The following is a 16,741-nucleotide window of genomic DNA, read 5'->3' on the forward strand; positions in this document are numbered from 1 at the left end:
GCGGCACGTATCAAGGACATTCCGCAGCAGTGGAGCGGCGCAGAGAATCGCGAGAACGAGCCGGAGAACGAGGGGGGCGCATTCCGGATCTCATACGCGAGGGAGTTTCGACAATCACCCGCGGGCGGGGAATGGAAGAATCCCCGTGAGGCGCCCTGAAAAGCAGCGAACTGGGGCCCGCACCCCAAGGTGCGGGCCCCAGCTGCGAAGTTATGCGTGGTGCGGGTGTCAGGCGGGAACGATGTTCTCGGCCGTCGGGCCCTTCTGGCCCTGCGCGATGTCGAACGTCACCTTCTGGCCCTCCAGCAGCTCGCGGAAGCCGGAGGTGGCGATGTTCGAGTAGTGCGCGAAGACGTCGGCGCCGCCGCCGTCCTGCTCGATGAAGCCGAAGCCCTTTTCCGCGTTGAACCACTTCACGGTGCCGGAAGCCATGTTTTTCTCCTTACGGGAACGGTGTTCGGAGTTCGCCCTGTGCGCACTCCGGTCGCCGTGATGATCACCCCGTCGGAAAAAACCTTCTGGCAACCACTACTGCAACTGACATCGACAGTACCACGGCACGAAGGTGCACGCACTGCACATTTTCACGGCCCGGCTGCCCGCGGGAAAACATTCCTCGCGCGCCTCGGGTATTTCTCATGTCACGACCACAGATATTTCCGCACCCGGACCGCAGCATTGCGGTCACGCACCGCCCCCTCGGTCCCCGGCGGTGTCGACGAGGATCTGCTCGGCCTGCCGGAGGTTCCCGGTGCGCAGGGCTTCGGCCGTCGCGGCCCGCGCCGTCTCCGGGGACGCGTCGGGCGGGATCACGAGCAGCGAGAAGAGGTCCTGGTCGCCGCGGGTCACCAGGGCGGTGTCGTCGCCCACGGGGAAGGAGTCGATGTGCACCACGCGGCCGTCGATCGTCATCCGCGTCGGCAGCTCCTCCCAGGCCGCGGCGTCCAGGCCGATCCGGGTGACCGGTCCGAGGCGCTCGGTCAACGCGCCGACCAGGCCGGGCAGTTCGACGGTGGCGTCCCGGGAGCGGGGCCACCAGGCACCGTCGAGGACGCCCCGCCGGTCGGGAGTGGTGCTGAGCCGCAGGAGCGCCGTACCGGGGCGTACGGACGCGTACGCGCCGTCCGCCAGGAGACCTGCCGGAGGCGGGGGGTCGGCGTCGGGCATGGGGCTCACCTGCCTGGTCGGGTGCGGAAGGCGGCTGCCGCCGGGAGCGGTGGGGAGGCCGGTGCGGCCGCCGGGCGGGGGGCGCGCCGCGTTCTCGCTCTTCTCGGGTCCACGCTACTCCCGCCGGCCTCAGGAGCGGTCGCCTCTCAGGGCGGCGGTCATCAGCCGCTCCGCCTCGTCCTCGGGGGTCTCGGACGGTACGACCAGCAGGTCCCGGCGGCCGTGGCCGGGGGAGAGCAGGACGACGGTGTCCGGGGCGTGCGACCCGGCGGCCCGGCTCAGGCGGACCACCTGGTTGCAGACGAGCATCCGCCCCGGTGCGGCGGACCAGGCCCCTCCGTTCACGGTGACGCCGGCGATGTGGCCCCAGGCGCGCGGCAGCGCGGCGAGCAGACCCGGCAGCTCCGCCAGGAGGTCGGGGGAGCGCGGCCACCACGCCCCGTCCAGGCGGCGCGGCAGCATGCTGTGCGGTGCGAGGCGCAGCCGCAGGAGGGGGCGGGCGGGGGCGGGCGGTGCTGTGGTGATCACGGTGATTCCTCCGGGGGGAGCTGAGGTTGGGGGGCGGACGGCCGGTCCCGGGCGGGCCGGCGCACGTCGTGCACCCGGCCGAGGCGTTCGAAGAGGCGGATGACGACGGCCGGCGGGGCCGGTCCGCGCGTGCCGTGTGCGGCACTGCGCGCGGGGTCACGCGTCGGGTGCGAAGGCGCGGTGGGGGGCGGGTGTGCCGCGGCGGCCGGATCGAGGGCGGGCGGCGGAGACGGTCATGAGGCGGAACCTGTCCCGGACGGCGGACCGCGCGGTGTCGTCGTGCGCCGGGAGCGAAACCGGTCCGGTCACCGGCATGCGTCGTGCCCTCGGTCCTTTCACCCTACCCTCCGGGCCGCCGGATGGGGGTTACGGACCGTAACAGTTCCGGAGGGCAGGGCGACCGGGACGGGGTTCCCGTGCCTCCGGCCGGGGTGCGGCCGGGAGTACCGTGGGACTACCGAGAGTTCGTCGCGCACCGGCCGGGACACCGGTGCCGCCCTCGGCGAGCGACGACGCCGGGCCGGGTCCGCCCGCCCGGAGCAGGGCCTGCCTCATGACGGTGCACGAGCCGCCGATCCCGCCCACGGCCACCGGACCCCGCCCCGGCACGCGCGAGGGGCGTCCGCCCCGCCCGGAACGGGGCGCCTCGCCCCGTGAGGGAGCCCGCGTCCGCCGACTGACACGGCGTCAGACGGAGGACCGGCTGGAGGAGTTGGGCGACCTGTACGCGGAGACCTCCGGCGGCGGCCCGTGGGCGTGGAACCAGGCCCGCACCGCCTTCCTGCGCCGGCTGGCGGCCGACGAACGCCGACCGGGCTTCTCCCTGCTCATCGCGGAGACCACCGCCCTGGCCGGATGCGCCTACGGCTTCCCGCTGCGCGGCGACGGCTCGCGGTGGGAGGGCTTCGACGGGTACCTGCCGGGCGGGCTGCTGCGCCTCGCCGCCGCCGGGCGCCTCTTCGTGGTCTCCGGCATCCTCGTCCCGCCCCGGGTGCGCCGGCAGAACCAGGACCGGGCCTGGAACCTCGCCCGGCGCCTGCAGAGGCGCCTGCTCGCCGACCACGGTGCCGCGCTCGGCGTCACCCTGGTGGACCGGGCCGACACCGCGACCGCCGAGGCGCTGCGGTGCTGGGGCTGGCGGTACCTCGACGGCGACACCCGCGGGGCGCGCCCGCACGGCCCGTTCCGGGTCCTGGTCCTCACCCCCTGAGCGCCTCGGGCACCCCGGCCGGGCCCGGACCGCCCCGGACCCCGCCTCCGCCGCCGCGTCGTACCCGGCCCGCGCCCCGGCGACGGCGGACCGGTGGCGTCCGGCCCGCTCCACCGGGCCGGTCGGCGAGGCGTGCGGCTCCCGGGCCATGGGCGCCGGGCCGTGCTCCACCCCGGGCGGCGCGGTGGGGCGCACGGTCGCACCAGCGGCCCGTCCCGCTCTGGCCGGCGCGGGGTGAGGGCGAGCACGCGGCGGCCGATGCCGTCGACGGCGCGTTCGGGTCCGGTGAAGCGGACGGGGCCGTGCGCGGCGGTGACCAGGCCCCCGATGCCCCACTGGCCCGCCACGCGGTCCGGCACCTCGGCGACCGGACGGGCCTCGTCCCGCAGCGCCTTGACGACACGGGTGTGACGGAACGACATCCCTGTGCCTCCTTCCGCTCGGCGGCCCGGTTGCCGACGATGGCCGTTGCAACGGTCCGTGAACCAAGGGGGAAGCCATGTCCGTCCGCGCTCTCGTCGTCGACCCGTCGGCGCCCGACGCCGTCCGCCTCGCCGAGGTCCCCGACCCGGTGGCCGGGGACTCCCAGGTCCTGGTGGAGGTCTCGCACGTCTCGCTGAACTACGGGGACCTCAACGACGCCCGCTCCGGCCGGGTCGCGCCCGGCGCGGTGCTCGGGTCGGACGCCGCGGGCGTGGTGGTCCGGGCCGCCGCCGACGGGACCGGCCCGGCGGCCGGCACCCGGGTGGTGGCCCTGACGGCGGGGGCGTTCGCCGAGCGCGTCGCCGTCGACGTGGGCGCGCTCGCCGAGGTGCCCGCGTCCCTGGACCCGGCCCGGGCGGCCGCGCTGCCGGTGGCCGGGGTGACCGCGCTGCGCGCGCTGCGGGCGGCCGGGCTCGGGCCGGGCAAGCGGGTCCTGGTCACCGGCGCGTCCGGCGGGGTCGGGCGGTACGCCGTCCAGCTGGCCGCGCGGGCCGGCGCCCACGTCATCGCCTCCGTGGGCTCGGCGGCCCGCGGCGAGGGCCTGGCCGAGGCCGGCGCCGACGAGGTGCTGACCGGCCTGGACGGTCTGACGGACCCGGTCGACGTGGTCGTCGACAGCGTCGGCGGCCCGCAGCTGGTGGCGGCCTGGAACCTGCTCGCGCCCGGCGGCAGCGTGCAGAGCGTCGGCTGGACCTCCGGGGAACCGGCCGTCTTCCCGCCCTACGCCACGGTCGGCCCGGCCAAGTCGCTGACCTCCTTCGTCATCGAGGGCCACGCCGGCGCGGACCTCGCGACCCTGGCGCGGCTGGCGGCGGACGGGGAGCTCACCGTCGGGATCGGCTGGCGCGGCTCCTGGGAACGCGTGGGGGAGGCCGCCGAGGCGCTGCGGGGCCGCCGCGTCTCCGGCAAGGCGGTCCTGGAGGTGTCCGGGCGGGCGTAGGCGGGGGTCCTCGCCGACCGCCCCGGCCCGGCAGGGGCCGACCGGGCCGGGGCACGACAGACCTCCCGGCACGGACCGACCGGGCCGGGGCACGGCGGCGGCCGTCCGGCCGCCCCGGTCCCGGTCCCGGTCGCTCATCGGGCCACGGCCGGCGGAGACGTGGTCACCGCGGCCCGGTCACCAGTAGTGGCGCCGTCCGGCGACGGCGTGGCCCATCCCTCCGAGGATCCACAGGACCGCTCCGACGACCACCAGGACGACGCCGATGGTCCACAGGACGGAGACGCCGGTGACGAACCCGACGACCAGCAGAACGACACCCAGAATGATCATGTCTTCCCCCTCGGGGAACGATGCTCTTCCGCCGCGGACGGCGGATCTGCGAGGGGACGGCAGGGCGGGAGGGAGCGCCGGCGGACGCGCCGGCTACCTCACCCGGCTCTCGTCCGGTTCGGACTCGTCCTCCTCGTCGGGCAGACGGACGTCGCCGACGGCGATGTTCACCTCGACGACCTCCAGCCCCGTCATGCGCTCCACGGCGTTGATGACGTTGGAGCGCACGTCACCGGCGACCTCGACGATGGAGGTGCCGTACTCGACCACGATGTCCAGGTCCACCGCCGCCTGGCGCTCGCCGACCTCGACCTTCACACCCCGCGTGACACCGCCGCCCGAGCCGGGGACCCGTCCCCGCACGGCGCCGAAGGCGCGGGCCATGCCGCCGCCGAGGTTGTGGACGCCGGGCACCTCACGGGCCGCCATGCCCGCGATCTTGGCCACCACGCCGTCCGCGACGGTGGTCTTCCCCCGGGTCTCCGCCGGAGCCCCCGCCCCGGTACGCCCCTGCAGGGTGCTCACGCTGGCATTCTCCGTCATGGCGATCGCCTCGGCCCTTGTCCGACGTGCTGTGCGGGAGCCGAGTACCCCGCTGTCCGGACATTCGAACGGACTCGGGGCGACCGGAGTCACCGGCCCGGCGGCGAGGCGGGCGGGTACGGGACCACCGGCGATCGGCAGCGCGGGGCGGTGACCCGGAGGCCGTCGCGCGCCGCGGCGGCTAGGATCCCGGGCATGGCGCTGACCGTGGACGACGTGGACCGGTTCGAGGCCGCCAGGCCCCGCCTGGAGGCCATCGCCTACCGCCTCCTCGGCTCCGCGAGCGAGGCCGAGGACGCCGTGCAGGAGACGTTCCTGCGCTGGCAGGCCGCCGGCGGCGCCCACGTCGAGGTCCCGGAGGCCTGGCTGACGAAGGTCCTCACCAACCTCTGCCTCAACCAGCTCACCTCCGCCCGCGCCCGGCGCGAGACCTACGTCGGCCAGTGGCTGCCCGAACCGCTGCTCGCCGGGGACCCGATGCTCGGCCCCGCCGACACCGCCGAACAGCGCGAGTCCGTCTCCTACGCCGTCCTCGCCCTCCTGGAGCGCCTCTCCCCCAACGAGCGGGCGGTGTACGTCCTGCGGGAGGCGTTCGACTACCCGCACCGGGAGATCGCCGGGATCCTCGGCATCACCGAGGCCGCCAGCCAGCAGATCCTGCACCGCGCCAAGAAGCACGTCGCGGCCGGCAAGGCCCGCGCCCGGATCGACGAGGCCGCCGCCCGGCGGATCATCGACGAGTTCCTCGCGGCCGCCACCAGCGGCCGGACCGAACCGCTCGTCCGGCTGCTCACCCAGGACGCCGTCTCGGTCGGCGACGGCGGCGGCAAGGTCCCCGCCCGCACCAAGCCGTTCGAGGGCGCCCTCGCCGTCGCGACGTTCCTGCGGGGCCTGTTCAAGCCCGGCAAGGCCAAGCGCGCCCTGGTCGGCGGCTCGCCCGAGGTGCACGCCGCGACCGCCAACGGCGACCCGGCCGTCGTGGTCGTCCTCGACGGGCGGGTCATCGGCGTCATGTGCCTGGAGGTCACCGCCGAGGGCATCGCCGCCGTCCGCAGCCAGGTCAACCCCGACAAGCTCGCCCGCGCGACCCGGCAGTGGGCGGCCGCCGGCCGCGGCGAACCCCTGTTCCACGCCTTCTGACCCCCTGTGAGCTGCTTCACACCCCCGTCCTGTCAGGAATCGGGCGGCCGCCCGGTTCAAGAGGCGAATCCGCCCACGACAGGAGCCAGGAAATGCAGCACCGCATCGTCGTCCTCGGAGCCGGATACTCGGGAGCCGTCGCGGCCGGCCGCCTCGCCCGGCGGCTGCGCCCGCAAGACGTCGCCGTCACCCTCGTCAACGCCGAACCGGACTTCGTCGAACGCGTCCGGATGCACCAGCTCGCGACCGGCCACTCCCTCGAACCCCGCCCCCTGAGCGAGATGTTCGCGGGCACCGGCGTCCACCTCAGGACCGCGCGGGTCACGGCCGTCGACGTCGACCGCAAGACGGTCACCGTCCGCGACACGGCCGCCGCCGACGGAACGGGCGACACCGGGGAACTGCCCTACGACACCCTCGTCTACGCCCTCGGCAGCGGCTGGCACGACCAGGGCGTCCCCGGCGCCGCCGAGCACGCCCACGAGATCGCCGGCCGCCCCGGAGCGCTGAGGCTGCGCGAACGCCTGGCCCGCCTGGAGGCCGGGCGGCCCGTCCTCGTGGTCGGCGGCGGCCTCACCGGCCTGGAGGCCGCGACCGAGATCGCCGAGGCCCGCCCGGACCTCGACGTCGCCCTCGCCGCTCGCGGCGGTCTCGGCGACGGGCTCTCCGCCAAGGGCGGCCGGCACCTGCGCGCGGTCTTCGCCCGGCTCGGCATCACCGTGCACGAGCACACCACCGTCACCGCCGTCGGGCCCGACCACGTCACCACCGCCGACGGCACCGCCGTCCCGGCCGCGGTCACCGTGTGGACCACCGGCTTCGCCGTCCACCCGATCGCCCGGGCCACCGCCCTGGAGGTCACCGGCACCGGCCGGATCGTCGTCGACCGGACCATGCGCTCGGTCTCCCACCCGGACGTCTACGCCATCGGCGACGCCGCGATGGTCATGGGCCCCGGCGACAAGCCGCTGCGCATGTCCTGCGCCTCCGGCGTCCCCACCGCCTGGCAGGCCGCCGACGCCATCGCGGCCCGCCTGACCGGCGGCAAGCTCCCCAAGGTGCCCCTGCGCTACTTCAACCAGTGCATCTCCCTGGGCCGCAGGGACGGCCTCATCCAGTACGTGACCGCCGACGACCGGGCGGTCCGGGCGGCCCTGACCGGCCGCGCCGCCGCGCTCTACAAGGAACTGGTCTGCAAGGGCGCGGTCTGGGGCGTCACCCACCCCCTGCCGTTCCCGGCCCGCCGCCGCGCGACCCGGCAGCCGTCGGCGACGTCCTCGACGCTGGGGACGGCGGCCTGAGGGCGCCCGGACCCCGGGCGCCCCGGGACACGGGGCGCCCGGCCTGTCGGGGACGGCCGGGGCCCGGGCGCCGTCACGCACGGGGTCACGCGCCGGCCCGGGACGCGATGTCGTAGGGCTCGGTTAGCTTTCCCGCATGACTGACAGGGATCCGCTCGTCCCGGTGCTCACCGGCCTGCTCGTCGACGTCATGTGGTGGCTGGACAGCTGCGGGGACGAGGAAGTGGATCCCGACTCCGCGGTGAAGATGACTCCGCGGTGAAGATGACGGAGAGCGCGGGCTGGACGCTGCTGCGCCTGCCCCCGGACCGACGCCGACGGCTCCTGCGGACGCTCGCGGACCTGGCCCGAGCGGAGCAGGACCCGGCTCGGCGTGAGTTCCTCGCGTCGTTCCCCTTCACCGTCGGCATGGCCGACGACCAGCGCGGCTGAGCCCGGCGCTTGCTTCACCCCCCTTCCCGCTCGACCGGCAGCCACAGCTCGGCGTCGGCCTCGGTGCCGTCCGCCGACAGGCGGGTGCGCAGGATCTCGGGGCCGGGGCGGCTGCGGTACGGGTTGGACGGGAACCACTCCGTGAACACGTCCCGCCACAGCTCCTGGACGGCCTGCGGCACCGGCCCGGAGGCGGTGAAGACCGCCCAGGTCCCGGCCGGGACGGGCAGGGCGGTCGCGCCCTGCGGGGCGGCCGCCGAGGTGACGACCCCGTGGTAGTAGTCCAGTTCGGTGCCCTCGGCCCGGCTGGGGTCCAGGTCGTCGCAGACCGCGACGAGACCCCGCGGCTCCTGGTCCGACAGCTTCTCCAGGTCCTCCAGCGTCCGCGGGGGGATCCCGCGGACGAAGTCGACGATCGCCCGGTTCGGCCCCGAGTGCACCAAGGGCACCCGGGCCCTGGGGCCGACGACGGTGAAGGCCGGCTTGTCCACTACGCGGTAGCGCATGCTGCTGCTCCCTTCGACGGTGAGGCGGAAGGTCAGCCGGGGCTGGGAGACGAGCGCGGCGCCGGTGCGCCGGGCCTGGCCCGGCCCGACCCCGTGCACGGCGCGGAACGCCCGGGCGAAGGACTCGCCCGAGCCGTAGCCGTAGCGCACCGCGATCGTCAGCAGCGACTCGCGCCGGGCGAGGACCTCGGCACCCGCGACGGTGAGCCGGCGGCGCCGGACGTACTCCGACAGCGGCATGCCCGCGAGCGCGGAGAACATCCGGCGCAGGTGGTACTCCGAGGTGGCCGCGATGCGCGCCAGCTCCGCCACGTCGACGGACCCGTCGAGGTGGCTCTCGATGTGCTCCATGGCCTGGTTGAGCCGCTCCAGCACCCCCGGCCTCCTTCCTCTTCGCGCTCGTCACGCTAGGCGGCGCGCATCCTGCCGGACCCGACATCCTGTGCCCGATCGGGTCGGGTGCGGGGGAGGGCGCGGGCCGGCCGGACCGCCGGCGCGGGCCGCGCGGAACCCGGCGGCGGTGCGCCCGGTTGACCTTGACACGGTGACAAGGCCTTCACTGCTCGCCGAGGAGGTGGTCACGATGACGATCACGACACGGACCACGGATGCGGCACGAGTGCTCCGGGAACTGCAGGACGGCCGTCCGTCCGTGCGGCTGCGGGCCGCCCTGGCGGTCGGCACGGCGCCCGACCCCCGCTTCGTCGACAGGCTCGTCGAACGGTGCGCGGTCGAGCCGGAGTTCTTCGTCCGCGACATGCTGACCTGGGCGCTCACCCGCCACCCGGTGAACGTGACGCTCCCCGCGCTGGTCCGCGAAGTCCGCTCGCGGCGTGCGCAGGCACGCAGCCAGGCGCTGCACACGCTGTCCAAGATCGGGGACCAGCGGGCGTGGCCGGCGGTCACGCGGACCCTGCTGTCCGACGCCGACGACGACGTGGCGCGCAGCGCCTGGCGGGCCGCGGTCGTGCTCGTGCCCGAAGGCGAGGAGCCGGCCCTGGCCGCGGCGCTGGCGACGCAACTGGGGCGCGGCGAACGGCAGACGCAGCTCAGCCTCAGCCGGGCGCTGGTCGCGCTGGGCGAGGCGAGCGTGCCGGTCCTGCGCACCGCGGCGACGGACCCCGACCCGCACGTACGCGCACACGCCCTCGCCACCCGGCGGCTGCTGGACGACCCGGACACCGGATTCGGGTTCGCCGTCGAGGAGGCGAAGCGCATCGTGGCTCTCGGCGGGCCGGAACGGGAGGGAGAATAGGACGTGTTGATCGGTGAGGTGGCGCGACGGTCCGGGGTCAGTGCCCGCATGCTCCGGCACTACGAGTCGCTCGGCCTGGTACGGCCTTCCGGCCGCACGGGCTCCGGGTACCGGGAGTACTCCGGGGAGGACATCCGGCGGATCTTCCACATCGAGAGCCTGCGGTCGCTGGGGCTGTCGCTGCGGGAGATCGGGCGCGCGCTCGACGACCCCGGCTTCACGCCCGCGGCGCTCGTCGATGACCTCGTCGAACGGACCCGCGAACGCATCGCGGCCGAGACGGCGCTGCTCACCCGGCTGCGCCGGATCGACGCCACCGGCCCCGCCGACTGGGACGACGTCCTCCAGGTCGTCGCGCTCCTCCAGGCCCTGGGCTCGAAGAGCGCCGACGCGCGCCAGCGCGCGGCCCTCTCCTCGGGCGACGAGGTTCCGGTACCGGTGGAGGCCCTGGTCGAGGCGGTCCTGCGCGAGACGGAACCGAACGTCACCGGAGCCCTCCGGTGGGCGCTGGCGCGATCGGGCGACGGCGGTCCGGCGCTGCTGGCGGAGGGCCTCGGCTCCCCGGTGGCCGCGGTGCGGGAACGGGCCGTCCGCTCCCTCGCCGAGCTGCCCGGCGACGAGGCCACCGCGCGGTTGCGGCACGCCCTCGCGCACCCCGACCCGGTGGTCCGCGGGCACGCGGCCCTGGCGCTCGGGGCACGGGGAGCGGCCGACGCGGTCGAGACGCTCGTCGAGATGATCGTGGAGGGGAGGAACGACGTCGACGCGGCCGATGCCCTGAGCGTGCTGGCCGGCGACACCGCGACGGCGGACCGGATCGCGGCCGAGCTCGTCGGCCGCCTCGCCCACGCCACCACCGGGCCACCGGCACGCGGCCGCCTGACCCAGGCGCTGGCCGCCGTCCCGGGGGCGAAGGCGTCGCGTGCCCTGGTGGACCTGTCGCACGACGAGGACCGGGCCGTGGCGCTGACCGCGGCGTACCTGCTCCGGCTGCGCGACACGGGGTGACGTACGGCCCGCCGGGGAGCGGTGCCGGAGCGAGGGTCACGGCGATCGGCCCGTCGGCGGCGGCCACGTCCCGACCGGAATGCGGCACCACGTGGCACCACATGACACCACTTGGCGCCACCAGGTGCCACGCGGCGCCGACCGGCGCCCGCACCCCCCTCGCGTCTCCCCGGCATTCCGGCACGTCAGACGGGTGAGTCGATCCGGTCCGCCGCGGGAAGCCGTATGGCGCTTGCGTATGGCGCCATTGTGGTGCCATGATGGCGTCATGGACCTCACCCCGTATGTCGACACACTCCGCCGCGAACTCGCGGTGGCCGCCGAAGCCGGTGGCGACGAAGCACGCGCACTGGCCGAGCGGCTCACCGCTCCCCTGGAGTCGGCGACCCGGCTGACCCTGCTCACCGTGCTCTCCGCCGCGATGGACGAGATCACCCGCGAACTCGCCCCCGGCTCCGTCGACGTACGGCTGCGCGGGCTGGACCCCGATTTCGTGGTGACACCGCCGCCCGCCTACGGCGCCGCCCCCGCTGCGGAGCCGGCCGCGCCCGCCGAACCGCTCAGGGCCCCGGCCGACGGCGACGAGGGCGCCGTCGCCCGCGTCAATCTGCGCCTTCCGGCCCACCTCAAGGCCCGCGCCGAGGAGGCCGCCGGCCGCGAGGGCCTGTCGGTCAACGCGTGGCTGGTGCGGGCCGTGGCGGCCGCGGTCGACGGCGGCACCCGGCCCCGCACGACGGAGAAGAGCCAGAACGTCGGGCAGAGCTTCACGGGCTGGGTGCGCTAGCCGCACCCGCGCCCGCACGACCTCACCCCCTTCACGTCCCACCGGCGGGGACGCCCCGCAGACCCAGGAGGACAGGACAGCATGCCTTCATTCGACACTCCCGCCCCGATCTCGGTCACCGCACGCGTGGAGGCCGGTTCCCTCCAGCTCACCGCGAGCGACCGCCCCGACACCGTCGTCGAGGTGCGGCCCCGCAACCCGGAGAAGGACCTGGACGTGCGGACGGCCGAGCAGACCGACGTCACGTACGCGAACGGGGTCCTGTCCGTCGTGACGCCCAAGCCCGGTCTGTTCGGGCTCCGCACCGGCGTCGTCGACGTGACGGTCGAACTGCCCACGGGCTCGCGCATCGACATGACCGGCGCCTGGACCCAGGTGCTCGGCGAGGGCCGGCTCGGCGAGGTCCGCGTGAAGACCTCCTCCGGCGACGTCCGCCTCGACGTGACCGGCCCGCTCCAGCTGACCGCCTCGCACGGCTCGATCACCGTGGACCGGGTCGAGGGCGGGGCCGAGATCACCACCAGCTCCGGCAGCCTGCGCGTCGGCCTCGTCGACGGCCCCGCCGTCCTGAAGAACTCGCACGGCACCACGACCGTCGGCGCGGCCGGCGGTGAGCTGCGGATCAGCGGCGCCCACGGCGACATCGGCATCGACCGGGCCGAGGACTCGGTCACCGCCACCACCGCCCACGGCACCGTGCGCGTGGCCGAAGTGGCCCGGGGAACCGTGCAGTTGCAGACGAACTACGGCGCCATCGAGGTCGGCGTCCGCCAGGGCACGGCCGCCTGGCTCGACGTCACCTCCGCCTCCGGCCAGGTGCACAACTCGCTCACCGCGTCCGACGGTCCGCAGGAGACCGAGGACACCGTCAAGATCCACGCCCGCACCAAGCACGGCAACATCGACGTCCGCCGCGCCCGGGCCTGAACACCGGCTCCCTCCCCACCCTCACTCAGCCCCCTCAGCCTCTCTCAGCCTCCGGAACGGAGAACCCCATGCCTTTATCTGTCATGTCCACATCCAATCAGGGCGGCGGCCCGCAGCCGCCCGCCATCTCCGCCACGGGCCTGCGCAAGTCCCACGGCGACAAGGTCGTGCTCGACGGCATCGACCTGCGCATCCCCGCCGGCTCCGTCTTCGCGCTGCTCGGCCCGAACGGCGCCGGCAAGACCACCGCCGTGAAGATCCTCTCCACGCTCGTCTCCGCCGACGGCGGGCAGGTGCGGGTCGCGGGCCACGACCTGGCCACCGAGGCGCAGGCCGTGCGCGCCGCGATCGGTGTCACCGGCCAGTTCTCCGCCGTCGACGGCCTGATCACCGGCGAGGAGAACATGCTCCTCATGGCCGACCTGCACCACCTCCCCAGGCGGGAGGGCCGCCGGGTCGCCGCCGAACTGCTGGAACGCTTCGACCTGGTGGAGGCCGCCGGAAAGCCCGCCTCGACCTACTCCGGCGGCATGAAGCGCCGCCTCGACATCGCCATGACCCTGGTCGGCGGCCTGCGGATCATCTTCCTCGACGAGCCGACCACCGGCCTCGACCCCCGCTCCCGCCACACGATGTGGGGCATCATCCGCGAACTGGTCACGGGCGGCGTCACCGTCTTCCTCACCACCCAGTACCTGGAGGAGGCCGACGAACTCGCCGACCGCATCGCGGTCCTGAACGACGGCAGGATCGCCGCGGAAGGCACCGCCGAGGAACTGAAGCGGCTGATCCCCGGCGGGCACGTCCGGCTCCGCTTCTCCGACCCGGTGATGTACGAGAACGCCGCGACCGCCCTGCGGGAGACACAGCGCGACGACGAGGCCCTCGCCCTCCGGGTCCCCAGCGACGGCACCCAGCGCGAACTGCGCTCCCTCCTCGACTGGCTGGACGCGGCCGGCATCGAGGCCGACGAGCTGACCGTGCACACCCCCGACCTGGACGACGTGTTCTTCGCCCTGACCGGCGGCACCACCGTCCCCGACCAGCCCGCGGAGGACGTCCGATGAGTTCCCTGCCCCTCGCCGTGCGCGACTCCTCCACGATGCTGCGCCGCAACCTCCTGCACGCCCGGCGCTACCCCTCCCTCACCCTGAACCTGCTGCTCACCCCGGTCATGCTGCTGCTGCTCTTCGTCTACATCTTCGGCGACGTGATGAGCGCCGGCATCGGGAACGGCGGCGCGGACCGCTCCGCCTACCTCGCCTACCTCGTCCCGGGCATCCTGGTGCTGACGATCGGCGGCACCACGATCGGCAGCGCGGTGTCCGTCTGCAACGACATGACCGAGGGCATCATCGCCCGCTTCCGCACGATGGCGATCCACCGCGGGTCGGTGCTCGTCGGGCACGTCGTCGGCAGCGTGCTGCAGTGCGTGGCGAGCGTGGTCCTGGTCGGGGCCGTCGCCGTGGCCATCGGCTTCCGGTCCACGGACGCCACGGCCCTGGAGTGGCTGGCGGCGTTCGGGCTGCTGGCCCTCCTCTCCCTGGCGCTCACCTGGATCGCGGTCGGCATGGGCCTGTCCAGCCCGAACGTCGAGGCGGCCAGCAACAACGCCATGCCCCTGATGATCCTGCCGTTCCTGTCCAGCGCCTTCGTGCCGGTCGACGCGATGCCGGGCTGGTTCCGGCCGATCGCCGAGCACCAGCCGTTCACCCCGGTGATCGAGACGCTGCGCGGCCTGCTGCTCGGCACCGGGATCGGCAACGACGGGTGGCTCGCGGCCCTCTGGTGCCTGGGCCTGGCCGCACTCGGCTACGCCTGGTCCACGTCCCTGTTCCACCGCGACCCGCGATAACGACGACGAACCGAAGCCACCACCGCCCGTCCGGCCCCGGCGGCCACAACGAAGCCGAGCGGTACGCGCCAGCCCCCGCCCCAGACAACAAAGAACCCCCGGGTCCCCGACCCGGGGGTTCCGCATGGAACGGGCGACGAGAACCGGACTCGCGCTCACAGCTTGGGAAGCTGCGATCATTTGGGATCGGTTCGAACGTCGACCTGGTCGAACGGCCTATGAGCAACCCCGTCGGTCTCGGCAGCTTTCACCGCGGTTCCCCGCTCGATCTGGTGCATTTGTGGTGCAACCCTCTTGGCGCGGGCCGTACCGGGGAGACATCGGCGTCGGCTGGCCTGAGGCAAAGCAGGCCCAAGCCGTAGGCGCGTCCGCGGCCAATGCCGGACAAGACCGCCTTTTGCAATGCGACGGGGTCAGTGATCAGAGCCAGGCCTTCGAGACGGGTTGCCTGGAGAAAGGTCGGGTTCCTCGCTTCGCGCCTCGCAATGACAGGTCCCAACGGACGGCTGCGGACTTCGACAGTCGCTAGCCCGGCTCGGGAAGCTTGGCGTTCCCACCAGGCGATCACTTCAGCAGCCTGTAAGCCCACGCGCTTGCCGCGTTGCCCTGCCTTTCTCGTCGCTTTGGTGGCATTCGCGTCCAGGAGAAACCGAACCCGCTGCCCCTCGAAGCCTTCCTCCGACCAAGAGGCCCGTTCAACTGCCACTGCGCGGGCGTAGTCGGCGGTCAGGGCGCGGAGAGATACAGGCCCAGTGGTCTGGATACACAGGATCACCTCACTATGGCCCATGTCCAGTCGATAGAGCAGGCGTCCGGAGTCGGATGAGACCTGCCCCGCGGGGTTCGGACACAGGGAGCGGATGGTGTGATGGAGGTGAAGGACGTCTTCGAGATCACGTAGAACTTGTGGGTTGCGCGGATTGAGGTGCAACACGATCTGCTGGGCGCTGTGGGGCGGCTGCCGCGTCTGCTGAACTGATCCCTCCGCCTTCGCTCGATGCCACAACTGGTGAAGGCGGTTCGAGATCGCGTCTAAAGCCTGCTCCTGTGAGCCACCCATGGCATGACGAGCAAGAGCCCGTAAGGCAAGACACCCTGCCACCGCCATGCACTGTTCATACGGTGGTAGCCGCTCCTGAGCGAACAGGTTGTGCACGGTGGAATGTCCCAGGCCAACTGCGCGGGCTATCTCGCGGGCTGAGGGAAACCCCGCTTCCCGGTGCAAGTCATGTAGCGCCACGTTGAGGTCCCGCATCCGCCCTGCTGGCAGGTCTGGTCGCTTGATCTCACCGGCACGGCCCATGGTCTGCTCCCTTCATGAGCTGGACGTGTCCCCGTGTCGCGCCGCAGCTTCTGCCTGTGCTGTGGACTTGCTCCGCGGCCGGTCGTGCCTCAGCTGGCTGCGCTGCCATGATTTTCTCGCTTGCCGGGCTGACCAGAGGACCAATGCCGCAGTAATGCTGGCTGCTGCGTTCTCCAAGATGTTCACGGAGCGACCCTCCCTCAGCTCTCCTTGGCTGTGGACACTTGTGGACACCGAGTTGCCCTGCACCCACCGCGGTCTGCTGGGCCGAACACGACACCGGGCCACTGACTACCGTGCAACGGTTCGGGTGTTGGCCACAGGTCATGGCCCCGTGGTGTATGTCGAGCGTCGTTTTCGCGCTTTTAACTGCGAAAACTTGTGTTGCCTACGAGTGGTTGCTGCGCTGACCTGTGGCGGAGCGGCCCTGGGGCTGACTGACTGGCTGGCGCCCCGGCCCCCGCCGTTCCCCCTGGTTCCCTGCACGATCCGGCACGGTTCTGGCACGGCCTCTTCGTCCGCTTCCAGCAGTACGGGGTGGTGCCTGGTCGGTACGATGCGCAGGCTGGACAGTGTCCACGCGAGGGGGGAGGGGCAATGAGGACCAAGGACCCGGAGTACCCGGCAGCGGTCGAAGCGGCCGTGGAGATCCTGCGGAAGAGGGCCCGGCAGGGACAGACCATCACGTACGGGGAGCTGAGCGCCGAGTTGGCGGCACAGGGCTTCGACTCCATCCCGCCTCACCGCGGAGTCATGACCTACCTGCTCAAGGATGTCTGCCTGCACCGCAACGAGGACGGACGAGCACCGATGCTCTCGGCGATCGTGGTGAACAAGGCCAGCCAGGAGCCATCCGACCAGTTCTCCGGCCTTGCTCGAAGTCTGCCCTTCTCCCGGCCGTTCGACTGGAGTTGGCGGGACGAGCAACAGCAGGTGTTCGCTCAGTACCGCGAGGAATGACGTCGGTTCTCGACACCTGCTCGGAGTCCGAGCAACAAGACCTCACGTGCCTCGGGTGCTCAGACC

The 16,741-nt window shown here is 73.3% G+C and carries 20 protein-coding genes; 13 read left to right on the top strand and 7 right to left on the bottom strand.

The annotated features are described in order from the left end of the window. Nucleotides 1–228 precede the first annotated feature (228 nt). The 3 genes from ACIF8T_RS07425 to ACIF8T_RS07435 all read right to left on the bottom strand — a co-directional run bounded on the left by ACIF8T_RS07425 (nucleotide 229) and on the right by ACIF8T_RS07435 (nucleotide 1,695). Nucleotides 229–432 (bottom strand): cold-shock protein, encoded by a 204-nt coding sequence (locus ACIF8T_RS07425; protein WP_400032140.1) that lies wholly within the window; start codon nucleotides 430–432, stop codon nucleotides 229–231. A gap of 252 nt (nucleotides 433–684) precedes the next feature. Continuing rightward, nucleotides 685–1,167 (bottom strand): DUF5994 family protein, encoded by a 483-nt coding sequence (locus ACIF8T_RS07430; protein ID WP_400032142.1) that lies wholly within the window; start codon nucleotides 1,165–1,167, stop codon nucleotides 685–687. A gap of 129 nt (nucleotides 1,168–1,296) precedes the next feature. Continuing rightward, a complete protein-coding gene (locus ACIF8T_RS07435; RefSeq protein ID WP_400032144.1) occupies nucleotides 1,297–1,695 on the bottom strand; it encodes a DUF5994 family protein in 399 nt (132 codons plus the stop codon). 553 nt (nucleotides 1,696–2,248) lie between these two features. Here ACIF8T_RS07435 and ACIF8T_RS07440 point away from each other — a divergent pair. Further along, complete coding sequence (locus ACIF8T_RS07440; RefSeq protein ID WP_400032146.1) at nucleotides 2,249–2,905, top strand: hypothetical protein; 657 nt, start codon at nucleotides 2,249–2,251, stop codon at nucleotides 2,903–2,905. 499 nt (nucleotides 2,906–3,404) lie between these two features. Continuing rightward, nucleotides 3,405–4,328, top strand: coding sequence for a zinc-binding dehydrogenase (locus ACIF8T_RS07445; RefSeq protein ID WP_400032148.1), 924 nt, complete (start codon nucleotides 3,405–3,407; stop codon nucleotides 4,326–4,328). 177 nt (nucleotides 4,329–4,505) lie between these two features. Here the strand turns inward: ACIF8T_RS07445 and ACIF8T_RS07450 are convergent, their stop codons facing one another. Continuing rightward, entirely contained in the window at nucleotides 4,506–4,661 is a 156-nt protein-coding gene (locus ACIF8T_RS07450; RefSeq protein WP_400032150.1) for a DUF6131 family protein, read from the bottom strand. A gap of 93 nt (nucleotides 4,662–4,754) precedes the next feature. Continuing rightward, nucleotides 4,755–5,204 (bottom strand): Asp23/Gls24 family envelope stress response protein, encoded by a 450-nt coding sequence (locus tag ACIF8T_RS07455; protein WP_400032152.1) that lies wholly within the window; start codon nucleotides 5,202–5,204, stop codon nucleotides 4,755–4,757. A 195-nt stretch (nucleotides 5,205–5,399) separates the two neighbouring features. On the opposite strand from ACIF8T_RS07455, the gene ACIF8T_RS07460 reads away from it, so the two are divergent. The 4 genes from ACIF8T_RS07460 to ACIF8T_RS07475 all read left to right on the top strand — a co-directional run bounded on the left by ACIF8T_RS07460 (nucleotide 5,400) and on the right by ACIF8T_RS07475 (nucleotide 8,077). Continuing rightward, nucleotides 5,400–6,344, top strand: coding sequence for an RNA polymerase sigma-70 factor (locus tag ACIF8T_RS07460; RefSeq protein ID WP_400032154.1), 945 nt, complete (start codon nucleotides 5,400–5,402; stop codon nucleotides 6,342–6,344). A gap of 92 nt (nucleotides 6,345–6,436) precedes the next feature. After that, the gene (locus tag ACIF8T_RS07465; RefSeq protein ID WP_400032156.1) at nucleotides 6,437–7,645 is read left to right on the top strand and encodes an NAD(P)/FAD-dependent oxidoreductase; all 1,209 of its coding nucleotides are present in this window, start codon (nucleotides 6,437–6,439) and stop codon (nucleotides 7,643–7,645) included. 136 nt (nucleotides 7,646–7,781) lie between these two features. Then, nucleotides 7,782–7,907, top strand: coding sequence for a hypothetical protein (locus tag ACIF8T_RS07470; RefSeq protein WP_400032158.1), 126 nt, complete (start codon nucleotides 7,782–7,784; stop codon nucleotides 7,905–7,907). Next, nucleotides 7,904–8,077 carry a hypothetical protein gene (locus ACIF8T_RS07475; RefSeq protein WP_400032160.1) on the top strand — a complete coding sequence of 58 codons (174 nt, stop codon included), beginning with the start codon at nucleotides 7,904–7,906 and terminating at the stop codon, nucleotides 8,075–8,077. Before ACIF8T_RS07470 ends, ACIF8T_RS07475 begins: the two co-directional genes overlap by 4 nt. A gap of 14 nt (nucleotides 8,078–8,091) precedes the next feature. On the opposite strand, the gene ACIF8T_RS07480 is transcribed toward ACIF8T_RS07475, so the two are convergent. Next, a complete protein-coding gene (locus ACIF8T_RS07480; protein ID WP_400032162.1) occupies nucleotides 8,092–8,958 on the bottom strand; it encodes a GyrI-like domain-containing protein in 867 nt (288 codons plus the stop codon). Nucleotides 8,959–9,166: 208 nt separating this feature from the next. Here ACIF8T_RS07480 and ACIF8T_RS07485 point away from each other — a divergent pair, with 208 nt between their 5' ends. From ACIF8T_RS07485 to ACIF8T_RS07510, 6 genes are all read left to right on the top strand, one after another. Then, the gene (locus ACIF8T_RS07485) at nucleotides 9,167–9,838 is read left to right on the top strand and encodes a HEAT repeat domain-containing protein (protein ID WP_400032164.1); all 672 of its coding nucleotides are present in this window, start codon (nucleotides 9,167–9,169) and stop codon (nucleotides 9,836–9,838) included. Nucleotides 9,839–9,841: 3 nt separating this feature from the next. Further along, the gene (locus tag ACIF8T_RS07490) at nucleotides 9,842–10,846 is read left to right on the top strand and encodes a MerR family transcriptional regulator (protein ID WP_400032166.1); all 1,005 of its coding nucleotides are present in this window, start codon (nucleotides 9,842–9,844) and stop codon (nucleotides 10,844–10,846) included. Nucleotides 10,847–11,114: 268 nt separating this feature from the next. Further along, on the top strand, nucleotides 11,115–11,630 hold the full coding sequence (locus ACIF8T_RS07495) for a hypothetical protein (RefSeq protein ID WP_400032168.1): 516 nt from the start codon (nucleotides 11,115–11,117) through the stop codon (nucleotides 11,628–11,630). 81 nt (nucleotides 11,631–11,711) lie between these two features. Continuing rightward, complete coding sequence (locus ACIF8T_RS07500) at nucleotides 11,712–12,557, top strand: DUF4097 family beta strand repeat-containing protein (protein ID WP_400032170.1); 846 nt, start codon at nucleotides 11,712–11,714, stop codon at nucleotides 12,555–12,557. Nucleotides 12,558–12,625: 68 nt separating this feature from the next. Continuing rightward, on the top strand, nucleotides 12,626–13,624 hold the full coding sequence (locus ACIF8T_RS07505) for an ATP-binding cassette domain-containing protein (RefSeq protein WP_400032172.1): 999 nt from the start codon (nucleotides 12,626–12,628) through the stop codon (nucleotides 13,622–13,624). Beyond that, entirely contained in the window at nucleotides 13,621–14,412 is a 792-nt protein-coding gene (locus tag ACIF8T_RS07510; protein ID WP_400032174.1) for an ABC transporter permease, read from the top strand. Before ACIF8T_RS07505 ends, ACIF8T_RS07510 begins: the two co-directional genes overlap by 4 nt. A 247-nt stretch (nucleotides 14,413–14,659) precedes the next feature. Here ACIF8T_RS07510 and cas6e read toward each other — a convergent pair whose 3' ends face one another. After that, entirely contained in the window at nucleotides 14,660–15,715 is a 1,056-nt protein-coding gene (gene cas6e / locus ACIF8T_RS07515; RefSeq protein ID WP_400032176.1) for a type I-E CRISPR-associated protein Cas6/Cse3/CasE, read from the bottom strand. A gap of 597 nt (nucleotides 15,716–16,312) precedes the next feature. Here cas6e and ACIF8T_RS07520 point away from each other — a divergent pair. Continuing rightward, the gene (locus ACIF8T_RS07520; RefSeq protein ID WP_400032178.1) at nucleotides 16,313–16,675 is read left to right on the top strand and encodes a hypothetical protein; all 363 of its coding nucleotides are present in this window, start codon (nucleotides 16,313–16,315) and stop codon (nucleotides 16,673–16,675) included. Nucleotides 16,676–16,741: the final 66 nt, after the last annotated feature.

It is taken from the genome of Streptomyces sp. NPDC085946 (assembly GCF_044540485.1).
In the GTDB taxonomy this organism is placed as follows: domain Bacteria; phylum Actinomycetota; class Actinomycetes; order Streptomycetales; family Streptomycetaceae; genus Streptomyces.